General features: G+C 56.9%; 11 protein-coding genes. 6 read left to right on the top strand and 5 right to left on the bottom strand.

The features are described from left to right. The first annotated feature begins 50 nt into the window (after positions 1–50). Entirely contained in the window at positions 51–1,859 is a 1,809-nt protein-coding gene (locus tag J3R75_RS10345) for a helicase-related protein (RefSeq protein WP_307261448.1), read from the top strand. Positions 1,860–2,246: 387 nt separating this feature from the next. Here the strand turns inward: J3R75_RS10345 and J3R75_RS10340 are convergent, their stop codons facing one another. After that, positions 2,247–2,801: a transposase gene (locus tag J3R75_RS10340; protein ID WP_307265521.1), complete on the bottom strand. Its 555-nt coding sequence runs from the start codon at positions 2,799–2,801 to the stop codon at positions 2,247–2,249. A gap of 124 nt (positions 2,802–2,925) precedes the next feature. On the opposite strand from J3R75_RS10340, the gene istA reads away from it, so the two are divergent. The 3 genes from istA (at position 2,926) to J3R75_RS10325 (ending at position 5,643) form a co-directional block, all read left to right on the top strand. Continuing rightward, positions 2,926–4,605 carry an IS21 family transposase gene (gene istA / locus J3R75_RS10335; RefSeq protein WP_307261447.1) on the top strand — a complete coding sequence of 560 codons (1,680 nt, stop codon included), beginning with the start codon at positions 2,926–2,928 and terminating at the stop codon, positions 4,603–4,605. Beyond that, positions 4,602–4,958 (top strand): ATP-binding protein, encoded by a 357-nt coding sequence (locus tag J3R75_RS10330; protein ID WP_307261446.1) that lies wholly within the window; start codon positions 4,602–4,604, stop codon positions 4,956–4,958. The genes istA and J3R75_RS10330 overlap by 4 nt, the downstream gene beginning before the upstream one ends. A 151-nt stretch (positions 4,959–5,109) precedes the next feature. After that, positions 5,110–5,643, top strand: coding sequence for an ATP-binding protein (locus tag J3R75_RS10325; protein ID WP_307265519.1), 534 nt, complete (start codon positions 5,110–5,112; stop codon positions 5,641–5,643). 205 nt (positions 5,644–5,848) lie between these two features. On the opposite strand, the gene J3R75_RS19855 is transcribed toward J3R75_RS10325, so the two are convergent. The 4 genes from J3R75_RS19855 to J3R75_RS10310 all read right to left on the bottom strand — a co-directional run bounded on the left by J3R75_RS19855 (position 5,849) and on the right by J3R75_RS10310 (position 12,263). Continuing rightward, on the bottom strand, positions 5,849–6,112 hold the full coding sequence (locus J3R75_RS19855) for a transposase (protein ID WP_370882367.1): 264 nt from the start codon (positions 6,110–6,112) through the stop codon (positions 5,849–5,851). Then, positions 6,058–6,597, bottom strand: coding sequence for a hypothetical protein (locus tag J3R75_RS10320; RefSeq protein ID WP_307261445.1), 540 nt, complete (start codon positions 6,595–6,597; stop codon positions 6,058–6,060). The genes J3R75_RS19855 and J3R75_RS10320 overlap by 55 nt, the downstream gene beginning before the upstream one ends. 686 nt (positions 6,598–7,283) lie before the next feature. Next, complete coding sequence (locus J3R75_RS10315; RefSeq protein WP_307261444.1) at positions 7,284–10,121, bottom strand: hypothetical protein; 2,838 nt, start codon at positions 10,119–10,121, stop codon at positions 7,284–7,286. A gap of 72 nt (positions 10,122–10,193) precedes the next feature. Continuing rightward, positions 10,194–12,263, bottom strand: a complete 2,070-nt coding sequence (locus J3R75_RS10310; RefSeq protein ID WP_307261443.1) for an LVIVD repeat-containing protein — start codon at positions 12,261–12,263, stop codon at positions 10,194–10,196. 134 nt (positions 12,264–12,397) lie between these two features. Between J3R75_RS10310 and J3R75_RS10305 the strand changes: the two genes are divergently transcribed. Beyond that, positions 12,398–12,577, top strand: a complete 180-nt coding sequence (locus tag J3R75_RS10305) for a hypothetical protein (protein WP_307261442.1) — start codon at positions 12,398–12,400, stop codon at positions 12,575–12,577. Between the two features lie 556 nt (positions 12,578–13,133). After that, the gene (locus tag J3R75_RS10300; RefSeq protein ID WP_307261441.1) at positions 13,134–13,451 is read left to right on the top strand and encodes a DUF6079 family protein; all 318 of its coding nucleotides are present in this window, start codon (positions 13,134–13,136) and stop codon (positions 13,449–13,451) included. Positions 13,452–13,487 lie beyond the last annotated feature (36 nt).

Below are 13,487 nucleotides of genomic sequence, written 5' to 3'. Positions count from 1 at the left end.
TAAAAAAACCGCGAGAAAATAGACGTTTTTTTCACGGTTTTGTGTGAGAAATGTGGGATTTAAGTCCGGAACAATCAAAATTTTACGATGAAGTTTTAAATGAGTACTTTGGTGAAGAGGGGCGATTCAATGGCGCAATTTACCGTCCATTCGTTTATGAACAATCTGTTTCCGGGGAACTTGACGCTGAAAGCAATCGCGAACTGAACCAGCAGACGAACTTATATGACTTCATGCGCCGGTTACTGGTACGACGTTTTGAAAGTTCCTTTGGCGCATTTGCGCAGAGCATTGAAAATTTCCTTGCCGTTCATCGAAAGGCAGAGACGTTTATCCGTAAAACCGGTAAATTTATCCTGGATCGTAATCTTCTGGAAAAGATTTATGAAGCGGATGACGATCTGATTGAGGAAGAATTGAACCGTTATGAGGAAATGCTCGAAACAAAAGTTCTTCCTAAAAACAACAAAGTCTATCAGGTTGACTCTTTTTCCAGAAAGAATGATTTTATCGCCGATATTGAATCCGATATCCTGTTGTTTGAAGAATTAATTGAACGGATGAAAATCTTAACTCTTGCGACGAAAGATCCTAAGGCCGCATGTCTGGCACGATCCTTATTCTCCGTTATAACTGGAACTCATGAATCATTGGTTGCCGGATCAGGGGAACCTGCACGTAAGGTAATAGTCTTTTCCGAATATGCCGACACAATTCGTCACCTGAGCAATTATCTGGAAGCAAAACTGCCTGGAAAGATTATAACTGCAGTCGGTTCCATATCTGCGAAAGCAATATCAGATATTGAAAAGAATTTTGATGCATCATTTAAGGGTGAACAAAAAGATGATTATCAAATTCTTCTGGCAACAGATAAAATGTCCGAAGGACATAATCTGAATCGTGCCGGGCTTGTTATCAATTATGATATTCCGTGGAATCCAACACGCGTGATTCAGCGAGTTGGCCGTATCAATCGAATTGGGAAAAAAGTGTTTCAACAGTTGTATATTTTTAATTTTTTCCCGACTGAGGTGGGCGCTACAATTGCAAAAAGCCGTGAAATCGCAGCGGCAAAGATGTTTATGATCCACAATTCCATCGGCGAAGACGCCCAAATCTTCGATATCGATGAAACACCCACAGCGTCGAGCCTGTATCATAAACTCCAGCAAAGCCCCGAAGAGGCTGAGACAGAAAGCTTTCTTACCTTTGTAAAAAAAGAACTTGCGGAAGCCAAGCGAACTCATCCGGAAATATTTGAGCGAATAACACATCTTCCGTTTCGCATTAAGACAGCCAAGGCCGCATCTGCCAACGAGTTGATTCTATTCAAACGCAAAGGTCTGGGATTATTCAGTCTTCAAGTCGATGCAAGCGGGAACATGAAGACATCGCAGATTCCGGTGGAAGATGCTTTGCAAAAGCTCCGTTGTCCATTTGAAGAACCCCGGCTTGAATTAGGGAATGTTTTCTGGAAGGCATATGATCTCGCCGGTAAGTATCAGGAAACATTTTCCGGCGGAACTAAAAATGCGCAGTCGCTTGAGACCAAGGCTCGTAATAATGTTGTTGCCGCAATCACGTTCTGCGAAAAAGAGAATCGGTATGACATTTTGCATTTTTTGCGTACGATATTGGAAGATATCCGGCAATATGGTTCATTGCCTGATTATACCTTGCGCAAGTTGGCACAACACGATTTATCGAAGGATCCAGATAAAGTCTCAAAATTTCTTGACGCTGTAGAGTCTCTTCGGGAAACACTGGGGGACTTTTATCTGGTCAACCTGAAAACACGCCTGAACTACAAAAACAGCGAGATAATTATTGCGGCCGAACTTCAGGTAAAAAAATGAGAAAAACATTCAATATGTTAGGCGTAATGAGCAGTAGTCGCGTTGATGAGATAAAGGATTGTGCAATATGACGAAAAGCAAAGCGATAAAAATATTTGAAGGAAAAACCGCATGAACCGCGGTTCTGCTCAAGCCAAACATCGCCAATACTGGAGAGCGTGCTGAAACCGCACCTCAAGAAGGAAGGAAGAAAGCGAGTTGACTACAAATTGTAGTCAACTGAGTCATATTTATTGAGAAAGGCACAAAATGAAAGAGTCCCCAGTGAATATAAATGGTCACGATGACACGAACAAAAAAATAGTTATTTTTCAAAACAAGTCCATTCGCAGGCAGTTAGTGGATGGGGAATGGGCATCTTCCCGGTTTTATGAAAAACAGTGGCCATTATGCGCAGGATCTGAGCAGCTGCTTTCGTAGCACCATTGAAGGCAATTCATAAATCTTCAGTTTCATGTACTCATAGTCATGAAAGCCGTAGGCCTGCGCTATCATATGGCGCACTTTATTGTTGAACCCCTCCATGGCGGCGTTGCTGATCCGGCCGCAGGACCAATAGGCGCAGATGCCGTCCAGGTGGCGCTGCACGGTTCGCCCCAGCTTCTCCAGCTCGGGACTTGCCGAGGACAGGCAGATGTCGGCCCAAGCTGTCAGCATGTCTCTGGCCTCGTCTGGGTCATCGGCCAGCTCATAGATACCACGCAGCAGTTCTTTTATCCGCCAAGCGGCATGAAGTTCTTCTGAAACCACCAGCAGTTCGGCCAGCTCGGTCTTCTCCGCATTGTTGAGGTCCTCCTGGTTGCGCAGGGGAAGGTAGCGTTTTCCCTTGAGATACTTGGCATTTTCCTTGTCCAGATCGTTTTGCACGCTGCGGCGTATGTCATCAATTGCGTCGTTGACCAGTTTGATCACGTGGAAATGGTCGTAGACCACCTCCGCCAGGGGGAACTGTCACGGGTCGCATAAACTGAGCCAGTGATGGGTCGCATCCAAACTGAGCCACCTGCGAGACAAAGCAGCCCTATGTTATCTCCTTTTTTCCCATCGGAAAACAAGGAGATAGAACATGGCCAACTACAAGCAGGTGAACGTGATAGACAGAATACAACAACTTTACCGACAAGGGAGAAGCCAGCGTGCCATCGCGACAGAACTGGGTGTCAGTCGCAATACCGTGGCGCGATATCTGGCTTCAAACCCGGAGCCCCCGGGTCAGACAGGGTGCCACTCCACGCAAGCTGCAACCAAGGAAAAAGGAACAACCTGTCCGGTTTTGTCAGACGAAGCGACCCACGGGGTGGCTCAGTTTGAAACGGTCTCCGCCGAACCTGAAGCGACCCACGGGGCGGCTCAGTTTGAATCGGTCTCCGCCGAGCCTGAAGCGACCCACGGGTCTGCAGTTGCGCCGGCCAGCCGCCCTCCGGTTGTGGACAAGCGTTCAGGCTGTGCTCAGTATGCCTCCGAGATACTCGCCGCGCATGCCCAGGGCCTCTCTGGACGGCGTATCTACCAGGATCTGGGTGACGCGGGTTTTACAGGCAGCTATGCCAGCGTGAAGCGCTTTTTGCAGCGCAACCGCGAGACGTCGCCGCCAGTGCCATTTCGCCGGCTGATCAAGCTGGCAGGGCAGGAAATGCAGGTTGACTACGGCCAGGGTGCCTGGGTTCGCGATGAGCGTGGCCGCCGTCGCAAGACCCATCTTCTGTGCTGCGTCCTGTCCTTTAGCCGCCGCATCTATTGCGAAGTCAGCTACCGTCAGGACAGCGAGAGTTTCATCCGCGGCATGGAGAATGCGTTCAGACATTTTTGCGGAGTGACCGCGACCGTCGTCATCGACAACCTCAAGGCAGGTGTCATCCGGCCCTGCAATTTCGATCCCGTTCTCAACCCCAAATGTCATGATTTCGCCATGCATTACGGCACGTGCATCCTTCCTTGCCGCCCCCGCATTCCCTGGCACAAGGGACGCGTTGAGAACGTCGTGGGCTACGTGCAGAACAACGCGCTTGCAGGGCGCACTTTTCCGTCCGTGAACGCACAGAACACCTTTCTGTGGACCTGGCAGGACAAGGTGTCAGACCATCGTTTCCACGGCACGGAAAAGCGCCATGTGATCGACATGTACCAGGAGGAGAAGGCGTCGCTTCAGCCGCTTCCGGCGTCCATTTTCCCCGCCTTCAGCGAGGAGATGCGCAAGGTCCACAGCGATGGCCACGTCGAGGTCCAGGGCGCCTACTACTCGGTTCCGCCGGAATACACGTCTCAGGAAGTCTGGGCCTGCCATGACGGCCGCCACGTGCGCATCATGTCAAAGGACCTGAAAGAGCTCGCCCTGCACGCGCGACAGGAACGGGGACGGACCTCGACCGCCGCCGGCCATGTTCCGCCAGTGAAAGTCTATCTTCCCGAACGCGGTTCGCACTGGCTGCTCGAACAGATCGAAAAAAGCATCGGTCCCGGCGCCCGGGCATGGGGCGAAACCGTGGTCCTCAGCCGGCAGGCGGCGGCCCCCAAGGTGCTTCATGGACTGCTTCACCTGCGAAAGGCACACGCGGCCGCCACCATCGAGTTCGTCTGCAATCTGGCCATCACCCGCGGTGAAACCTGCTATCAGGCGCTTAAGGCCCTGCTTGAAGAACGAGGCGACAAGAGGCAGCCCGCCTTGCCCTTCCAAAGCGAGCACGAGCTCATCCGGCCGCTGAAAGAATACAATCACCTTATTGACTACAAGGACATCTTCCCATGAGCATAAACCGCATTCGTGAACAACTCAAAAATCTGCGCATGCCGGGGGCCGGCGTCAAGCTTGACCTGCGGCTGAGCGAAGCGCGCTGCAACAGCCTCGAACACGGCGATTTTCTCGAGCTTCTCCTGCAGGACGAGCTTCTCCATCGCGCCGGTAACAAAATCAGATCCGCCCTGAAGGCGGCCGGCTTCCGCAACCTCAAGCCGCTGACTGACTTCGACTGGCAGTTCAACCCGAATCTGGAACGCAAACTCTTCTACGAGCTGGCAGGCGGCGAGTTCCCTAAACTTTTCACGTTTTACGAGGTAACTACATCATTGCCCGGCTCCAGACAGCCAATGCTCCGTTTTTAAGTTCAAGGTCGAAGTGTTCAAGCTTCTTGACAGGAATTGCTGTAGTGACTTTTAATAAACAATGATGATAACTACAGGTTTTTCAAAACTGAGCTCAAAAAGCTTGTAGTTACTTTGTTTTTTCAAAAAACATGAAAAGTTTAGGGAGTTCATCCGCCAGGCTCAAAACATCCTGATGGTCGGGCCTTCAGGCACTGGAAAGACCTGTCTGGCTCAGGCCATCGGTTTTGAGGCCATCAAGCTCGGCTTCACCGTCATCTATCGGTCCATCTTTGACATCGTCAGCCATCTGCAACGCTTCAACGCCCTCAGCGACCGCAATCCCGAGTTCGAACGCTACCTGAAGGCCGACCTGCTCATCATTGACGACATGGGGCTCAAGCAGCTTCCGGAAAAAGCTGGCGAACTGCTGTTCGAGATCATCTTCCGCCGCCATGAGCTCAAGTCAACCATCATGACCAGCAATCGACCGCTGGACGACTGGGGCAAGCTGATTGGGGATGTGCCAACGGCCGGAGCTATTCTGGATCGCTTCCTGCAACAGGCACGGCTCATACCCTTCAAGGGGAAAACCGGACGCCCCCACTTCGGACGCCAAGGGCAGGCGCGGCCGACAGCAAACGACGCCCTCCTCGACGCGGCGGCCGCAGCCCGACTGGATCATGCCGAGGGTGGCTCACTTTGAAGTGGCTCAGTTTGAATCATGCGACCCACGGGGCAAACTGAGCCAATGCGACCCACGGGGGGACGCCAAAGCGGGTGGCTCAGTTTCAAAATGGAAAGGAGGCCGCCAAACAGAGAAAAAGGCAGAAATGAACGAACACAACATCCACAATATCAACAAAAAAGGAACATTGTCGTTGCAATCCCAAACGCGGGTTGTACGGTTGTCAGGTGGCAAGGGAAGATGCGAGCCATGAGTGGCTCAGTATGAAGCGACCCGTGGCAGGGAACTGCTCGCGAGCCCATTTTGCATACGCGTTGCTCATGTCCATGCAAACCGCCTTGATGTTGCCTCGAAACTGTCTCATCTTGCGATTGAAGGGGAGCAGAGCATCGCAACCCTTGCCGTCGCCGACGAACAGGACCTTGCCGCTATTCAGGTCGCGGGGACAATGGTCAGGTATTTCTGCCGGCGTTTTCCATCCACCCATTCATGGCCGACGTGGATTTCATCGACGCCGATGACCCGTACATCCTTGAGGCAAATGCGACTGTATTTTTTCTCCAAGTAATTTATTTCAAGTGCTTTGAGCTTATCATAATCGACGTGATAGTGTTCGCTGATGGCGCTCAACGGCATATGCCTGCGAAGCTCAATGAGCGTTTGCGCCAGGGAGCGGGAGACACGGGCCTTGGAATACGGCAGAAAGTTGAGTTGCTCATAGCTCTGACGCCGACACTTGTGGCAATAGATGCGATGTACCCACACCTTGAAATAAACTCTTTTCGCTCCACAGCTCTGCCCCTGGATTTCTCGTTCTCGCTCGGGGTAGACCGAGACTTTCCCAGATGCGCAAAGCGGACAACGATGCTCCTTGGCTACGATGTTCAAGACACACTTGCCGTCGCCGTAATGAGTTGATTTGAGCTTGAAGGACCTGATTCCCTGGGTATGGTAGATGTCGCTGGTCTGCATCCTGAAAGCCTCCTTGTTAATTAGTTTTTGAGGAACCAATAACATAAGGCCGATGCAGACCAGCTTCGACTGCTTTCGCCGGTAACGTCATGGATCGTACTATGAAAGCAAATGTGTCATTTGCTTTCATAAGGACGACCATGACCGGCTTGCACTGAGGGAATGGCCGGAGGCAAGGAACGTCGCGTATAAATGGGGGGCCCCGCGACAGCGGGGGGAAACCGTTTATGCCGCGACGGCACCTTGCCGGAGGACATTCACGCAGTACGGCGACACGCCAGAGCAACCCTGCCGATACCCACTCCGTGCATTCCGTGACTGAAACATTCCATTTTTCATAAAACCGGGAAGAACCGAAAATAGACGATTTTTTCGCGGTTTTGTGTGAGAAATGTGGGTTCTACGATTATGTCCTTGTCCAATTTCTGGGGTCCAGTATACGCCCCCACAGGGAACGTGGGTGCGCCGGCGCAGTACTAGCCGCCAACGCAGTGTTTACTATAGAACGGCTAGCGTGAAAAACATTTGTGGTGAGACAATTCGGTTTTGGTGCGTTCCGACGCCTGTGACTGCTCTCGACTGCCTGCGACTGGGGGCGACCGGCCGGTCGCCCCTCCTTTTCTCGCCTCGATCGACTGCCTGCGACTGCCAACTAAGTCCGTGTCCCGCCGTCCGCGACCCCCGCTTTATTTGACGATTTCGTACATCATTTGGGCGCCCTGCGGGCCTTTGACGTCGAGCGGCAGGAGCAGCCCCTCCGGCGTCACGGTGGCCTTGAGCTGATCAATGCGTTTGCCGTTGGTGGCGATGCGCCAGACGGTCGCCTTTTCGGGCTCGGTCATTTTGACCAGCAGTTCTGCGCGGCCGGCACGCACGAGGTAGGGCATCTTGCCCCACGACAGCACCGTCCGCCGCTCTTCTTCGGCGAAGCGCCGCCCTTCGTTCTGCAGGTCGGTGAGGTGCGTCACCAGCAGGCGCCGGCTGCGGCTGATGGGCTCTTTGTCCAAACTGGACACCCACACCGTCGCGTCGGTGTCCAGAATAGCGATGTCCACAGCGCGCGTGTTGATGCGCTTGCCGGCCGGCGCAAAACCGCCGGCGGTCATCAGCGTGTCGAGCACCATGATGTCATCGCGCCCATTCATGGTAAATTCGCCGTTAGTGGACTGGCTGATGCGCGCGCCGAAATCCGTGCTGTTCTCGGCCGGCAGCCAGCCGCGCTCGCGGAAGAGCTCCTGCAGGGCCGCGCGCGTTTCGCCGCTGCCGGGATTGCCGCTGGGCAACGCTATGGGCGCCTTCGGCGCCGCGTCCGTCCAGGCGACGCTCACATCCGCTGGCGCCGCGCTGCCCGCCGGGCCGACATGGCTACCGACGATGGCGACGGTGTTCATGCTGCTCCAACTGGGCACCACGCCGGCCGCGGGCGGCACGTCGTCGCTGTCGTAGTGATCCTTGGCCAGCGAGATGGCAATGGTCCGGCTTGCAGGGGACATATCACCGCGCATGAACAGACAGAGAGTGGCGCGCTCGGCTGCTTGGTTCAGCGGATCCGACGCCATGTCGAAATAGCCAGCAAAACCCATCTCGAACATGTTACCGCCGTGGCTGTAGGCGAAACGCCAGATTGCCGCCCAGTCCTGCAAAGCCGCCATACAGCCCGTCAGGATGCCGCCCACGCCGCGATAGCGCCCCGGCCCAGAGTAGTTATACTCGGAGATTGCGAAGGGGCGATCCAGCAGCCGCAAGTAGGCCGTATGGCCGCCGCCAGGCTCGCCGCGCTTCACCGGACTGGCGTTGCCACAGGTCGACGGCAGCTGCCACGACTTCTGCAAAAACACCGGGTGATCCACGTAGAAATGCTCGTCCACATAGTCGAATTCCGAACGGTACAGCTGCGTCCACGCATGCGACGTCCAGCTGTTCATATCCGTGAACAACGCCTGGCAACCGAGCTCGTCGCGCAAAAACGCCGTCATCTTGCGGTACATGGCCGTGGCCACGTCGAGCTGGAAGCGGTCAAAATCACGCCGCTCGGCGACCGTCCCCCGCCCGCCAGTGGGCAGGTCGGCAAGAACCGCGTCGGCCTCGCGACCCCACGCCTGATTACGCGCGGCGACACTCGCGTAACGCTTGCCGAGCCAGTCATTCCAGGCGCGCAGCCACTCGTCCTTGACCCGCCCCGACAGCGCCCCGATGAAATTGCCGAAGTTGCCTTCGTTGATCAGCGATATCCACGCCAGCGCCGGATCCTGCGCCAGCGTCAGGCCGGTATGCGGATTGACATGCCCGAGGAAATTGCGCGTGAAAGCCACCCAGTTGGCAAAGGCCGCGTCATTGACCGGCAGGAGCATCTTCATGTCGTTCATGCTCACGTCGCCCGTCGCATCGGGCCAGATTTCCTTGGCGAATACCTTCCGCGACACGTAGGTGTCCGTGGTCATGTAGATGCCGCGCTTCTTCAGCTCGGCGAAGAGCCGGTCGAACTGCGCCTGGCGCACGGGGTTGATGCTGACCGAATCGCCCTGGCTGCGGTCCTGCAAATTGGACTCGTGATGATGGAAGCGCACGGTATTATAGCCGAGGCGGTACAGCCGTTCGGCGAGCTCGACGGCCTGGTCATCCTCCAGATACTGCGCCATAAAGCACAGATTGACGCCATAAAAACGCTGGGCCTTGCCCGGCTGCCGCTCAAACTCAAAATGCCGGCCATTTCGCACGACCTTGCCGTATTTGCCGGCGGGGCCGTCAGCCAGCCCGAACACCGAAAAATCAACGGCTGATCCCGGCTCCACGCCCAGCGACGCCTGCAGGGGCAGCCACTCGTCATTGGCCGTGAGCACCACCGCGCCCGGCCGCTTGCAGACGATCGGCAACGGCGCCGTCAGCGTCATAGCGACGCGTAGGGTCTTACCACCCTCCCAGGTCGCCGGCGGGTCTTGATTCAAGCCGATGCGCAGCGTGGCCGTCGGCCCCCAGGCGCGGTCATCTTGCAGCATCACGCTCGTGGGCTCGGCAAGAACCAGCGCGAGCGCGCCCTTCGCGGTGTCAAAAATAACCTTCTGCGCCTTCTTCGTCAGCACCTGCGTTTCGCCGCGCTCGGCCGGGAAAATCACCGGCGCACTGTCGTCAATCTGGACCGGCCGCCCCACCAGGTCGTCCACATCAAAGACCACGCCGACGAACAACGCGTTGAGGCTGATGTCCTTCTGCGGCGTCATTTCGTACACCATGCTGGCCGACGAACCGTCCACGCTGAGATCGCGAACCACCAAGTCAATCACCACGCCATTGCGCGTCGCCGACGCCCGCAGAGGCGCGCCTTCCGGCACGTCCTTGAAATCCGATGCGAAACCACCATGGCTCCACCCGGCGCTGAAATACCCCGGTGCGATCCGCGCCAGGCGCTGGCCGCCAACCCGCAGCTCAGCCCCGGCATTGAACTGAAAAGTCAGTTGCGACTTGTCCGCTGCCGTTGCCGACAAGACCAGCATGCCACCAACAATCGCCGATATCAAATTGCCCATAGATCACTCCTTGTGCCTTTTTTTGTTTGCATGCATCCCACGTTGACTGAAGTCCACTGTCGCCCTTTGCGCTCACTCGCCGCCGCGGCGTTCCAGGAGCAGGCCCTGGTAGCCACACGGAATAAGCATTCGTCCCCGCCAGAACACCACCGTGTCGGGATTGCCCTCCAGTTTATACTGGCGCTCGGCGACCGGCTTGGGCGCCGTGATGTCGCTGATATCAACCACGCTGACGCGCTTGCCGGCCCGCTCACTGAGCGCCAAAACGTCGCCGTCGATGGTCGGAATGCCGTTCATGCGCTGATTATCCGGCAGACGATAGCGCGGCCATTCGTTGCTGGGCCCTTCCGCGAGCGCGGACAGCAGGCCGTAGGTGCCATGGATCACATACAGCATGCGGTCCTGCCCCGGCACCGCGACCACGCCGTCGAGGTGGCTCGCTAGGCGCTCCACGACTTGCTTGGCGACCACGGGCTTGTCGCCGCCGAGGTCGTACCAGGCCAGGCCGCCGCTGTGCCAGTTCACGCCGACATAGCGGCCCGCCAACGCCCGGTGGCAGACCAGATCGCTGTAGAGCAGGCCGCTCTGGCCGTGCCGCAGGACCTGCCGCGGGGCCTGCGGGTCGCTAATGTCCGCAAAATACAGCTGGCTGGTGGCCGTGGAATACACCGCAAAACGGCCGTCGCCGGGTATCCACACGCGCTGAACCAGCGCGCCCGACGCGGGGGGCTGCAACCGCCCCAACAGGCGCAGCTCAGAGCCTTCCGCACGGCGATACAACGCCAGGCCGGCGCCGCCTTCGGCCACCGCCAGCATGTCGCCATGAGCCGCCACGCCGAAGACCTCGCCCAGCGGCCACACCCGCTGCACGTCCATGCCGTCCTCGCGAAGCTTGAGCAGATGCAGCCCCGCGCGACCACAGGCCACCCAGGCCAAATCGCCGTCAATCAGCGCGCCACGGACCTGACCATCAGGCCGATAGCTGTGAAAACGTGCGTCCGGCGCCTGCACCGGCGCGGGCGCGATCTGCGGCGGCGCCGACCGCAACGGCGGCAGCGGCACGGCCACGCCCGGCATCGGCACCACATAGAGACCCGTCTGACTACCAGCGACATAAAGCACGCCATCACCCACGGCGATGCCCGCAACCGCATCCGGCAACTGGGTCGTCTGCCTGTAAGCGTAGGTAGCCGGGGCCAACGGCAACCGCAAATGGCCAATGAAACGCGGCGCGGACAAGGTGCTGATGTCCAGCGCAAACACGCCGTTGTGCGTGTCAGCCACAAACAAATGCGACGCCGTCGCCCGCGGCGTCCAAAAATCACGGTAGCCATTGTAGAGCTGCGGAAATTTCACCCCGGCGATCTTGCGGGGCTTGGCCACATCGCTGATGTCGTAGATTTCCACGCCGTGGCCGCGGCCGTAACCGTCGTTGGTGGGGTCGTTTTTGGCGTGATGGCCAGTGGCCGCGAAGCAGATATTGTCCCGCAGGTCAATGCCATCGCCATAGCCGTCCAGCTGGGTCAGCGACACCAGCTTGGGCATGCGCGGATTGCTCACGTCGGCAATGGTGATCTCACCGGAATTCCAGTCGCCGATGTACATCTTCTGGTTGTGATACTTCACCGACTGCGCCTCGCGAGTCTTGAACACGCAGAGATGCTCGGGGCGCGCCGGATTGCTCACGTCGACCAACTCCACGCCGTACACGCGCAGTGCCACAAAGGCGACGTCGCCGGCGACGTCAATACCCGTCGCCAATTCAACCGTGTCGTAGCGGCTGAGCAGCTTCGGCGCCGCAGGGTCTTTCACATCGACCAGCCACAGACCGCTGTCTCGCGCCGTCACGTACGCGATGCCATTCTGCACCGCCAGCTGGCGCACGCTGCCCAGCCCCGGCAGCGTCCCCAGCGCCTTCGGCGCCGCTGGTGTGCTGACGTCGTAGGTCGTCAAGGCTCCACGGCCAATGCTGTAAAGGATGTCCCCGCCGACCACCATCGCCGCACAACCCGACGTGTTCTCGACTTTCTCATACGCCAATGCCGGCCCGTACACCGCCGGATCGGCTGGCGTGATCTCACGCGATGGCGTTTTGGCGGCAAGGGCAAGGCCCGTCAGCTGAGTCAGCAAAAAAGCAGTCATAGCACGCATCATTCCTATCCTCGTTGGTGGTGATTGTCACGGCAAAATCGCCCACAAAAAACAACAGGCTAAGGTAAACCTGCCAGCCCATTTTGCGAGCAAAAAAACCGCCGATGACAACGACGATCCGACCGATGACCAAAACGATGATCCGACCGATCAGTCCGATGACCATAACGATGATCCGACTGATCCGACTGATCCGACTGATCCGACTGATCAATCGACCTGATCCGTCCGATCCGTCCGATCCGTCCGATGACCAAAACGACGATCCGACCGATCCGACTGATCCGACTGATCAATCGACCTGATCGGTCCGATCCGTCCGATCCGTCCGATCCGTCCGCGACAGAAGACAAAAGCAGCAGAAAACCGCTCTGCCCGACCTCCCAGATTCGGCCCGGAGGGCCGCACCATGCATAACTCCGGGTGAGGCGCCCGGAGGGCGCCGCAACCCGGGGTATGACAGCAACCTAGAATTGCGCCCGAAGGGCGCCACATTCACCAAAAATCTGCGCCCATCTGCGCAATCAGCGGATAGAACAATCACCCTGCGCCCGCCGTCCGTGAAAAATCCCCTTTGCCATACACAAACTCAGGGGACCACGTCCATTTCGCCACTTTCTGTTTGTTATTGAAATGAGCACGCCGCAGGTTACACTATGAGACCGTACATGGAGTAACTTAAGGATACGGGCACGAAGGGGACCATTCATGAGCCGCATCGACAATTGGGCCAGTTTGCCGGGAGAAGCCATAACCCGGGCCAGACAAGCCCAAGGTCGGTATGCGTCAAAACCCGAAGTCGCATCCACGCTTGCGTACCGCCGGGAAGCTGGCAGAGGGACTGCATCTTGCCTCACCGAAATGCAAAATGACAAAACCGCGCGTGGCTTGACCAACACCAGCCAGTTTCTCATGCGCAACGGCCGCCAGGCCATCGCCACCGTCATCGCCGCCCTCGATCTCCCAACGCCTCTTGACGACAACTTGGTCAAAGCACTCCAGGATGTGCTCTCCGGCCTGGTGAAGATCAGCGTCTCCACGCAGGATATCCGCAACGCCCTCCGCTCCAATGACGGCCCCGCCAACCCCGCAGGACTGAAACGACGCTTCAATGAGTACATCGACAGCCTCACCAGAGGACGCGAACCAGCCAAGGTGCGAATCGTCATGGAAGGGTGAGGCAAGAAGCACCTATGAAGACCATTTCAGATGAAT

Origin of the sequence: Oligosphaera ethanolica (assembly GCF_030814695.1) — a bacterium.
In the GTDB taxonomy this organism is placed as follows: domain Bacteria; phylum Verrucomicrobiota; class Lentisphaeria; order Oligosphaerales; family Oligosphaeraceae; genus Oligosphaera; species Oligosphaera ethanolica.
The sequence above is the reverse complement of the archived record's forward strand: the minus strand, read 5'-3'. Positions and strand labels throughout refer to the sequence as shown.

Excerpts from the sequence above, each read along its gene's own strand:
- J3R75_RS10345 (WP_307261448.1), top strand. The coding sequence starts at position 51 with ATGTGGGATTTAAGTCCGGAACAATCAAAATTTTACGATGAAGTTTTA.
- J3R75_RS19855 (WP_370882367.1), bottom strand. The coding sequence starts at position 6,112 with ATGGGTGGATGGAAAACGCCGGCAGAAATACCTGACCATTGTCCCCGC.
- istA (WP_307261447.1), top strand. The coding sequence starts at position 2,926 with ATGGCCAACTACAAGCAGGTGAACGTGATAGACAGAATACAACAACTT.
- J3R75_RS10320 (WP_307261445.1), bottom strand. The coding sequence starts at position 6,597 with ATGCAGACCAGCGACATCTACCATACCCAGGGAATCAGGTCCTTCAAG.
- J3R75_RS10305 (WP_307261442.1), top strand. The coding sequence starts at position 12,398 with ATGACCAAAACGATGATCCGACCGATCAGTCCGATGACCATAACGATG.
- J3R75_RS10315 (WP_307261444.1), bottom strand. The coding sequence starts at position 10,121 with ATGGGCAATTTGATATCGGCGATTGTTGGTGGCATGCTGGTCTTGTCG.
- J3R75_RS10310 (WP_307261443.1), bottom strand. The coding sequence starts at position 12,263 with ATGACTGCTTTTTTGCTGACTCAGCTGACGGGCCTTGCCCTTGCCGCC.
- J3R75_RS10330 (WP_307261446.1), top strand. The coding sequence starts at position 4,602 with ATGAGCATAAACCGCATTCGTGAACAACTCAAAAATCTGCGCATGCCG.
- J3R75_RS10300 (WP_307261441.1), top strand. The coding sequence starts at position 13,134 with ATGCAAAATGACAAAACCGCGCGTGGCTTGACCAACACCAGCCAGTTT.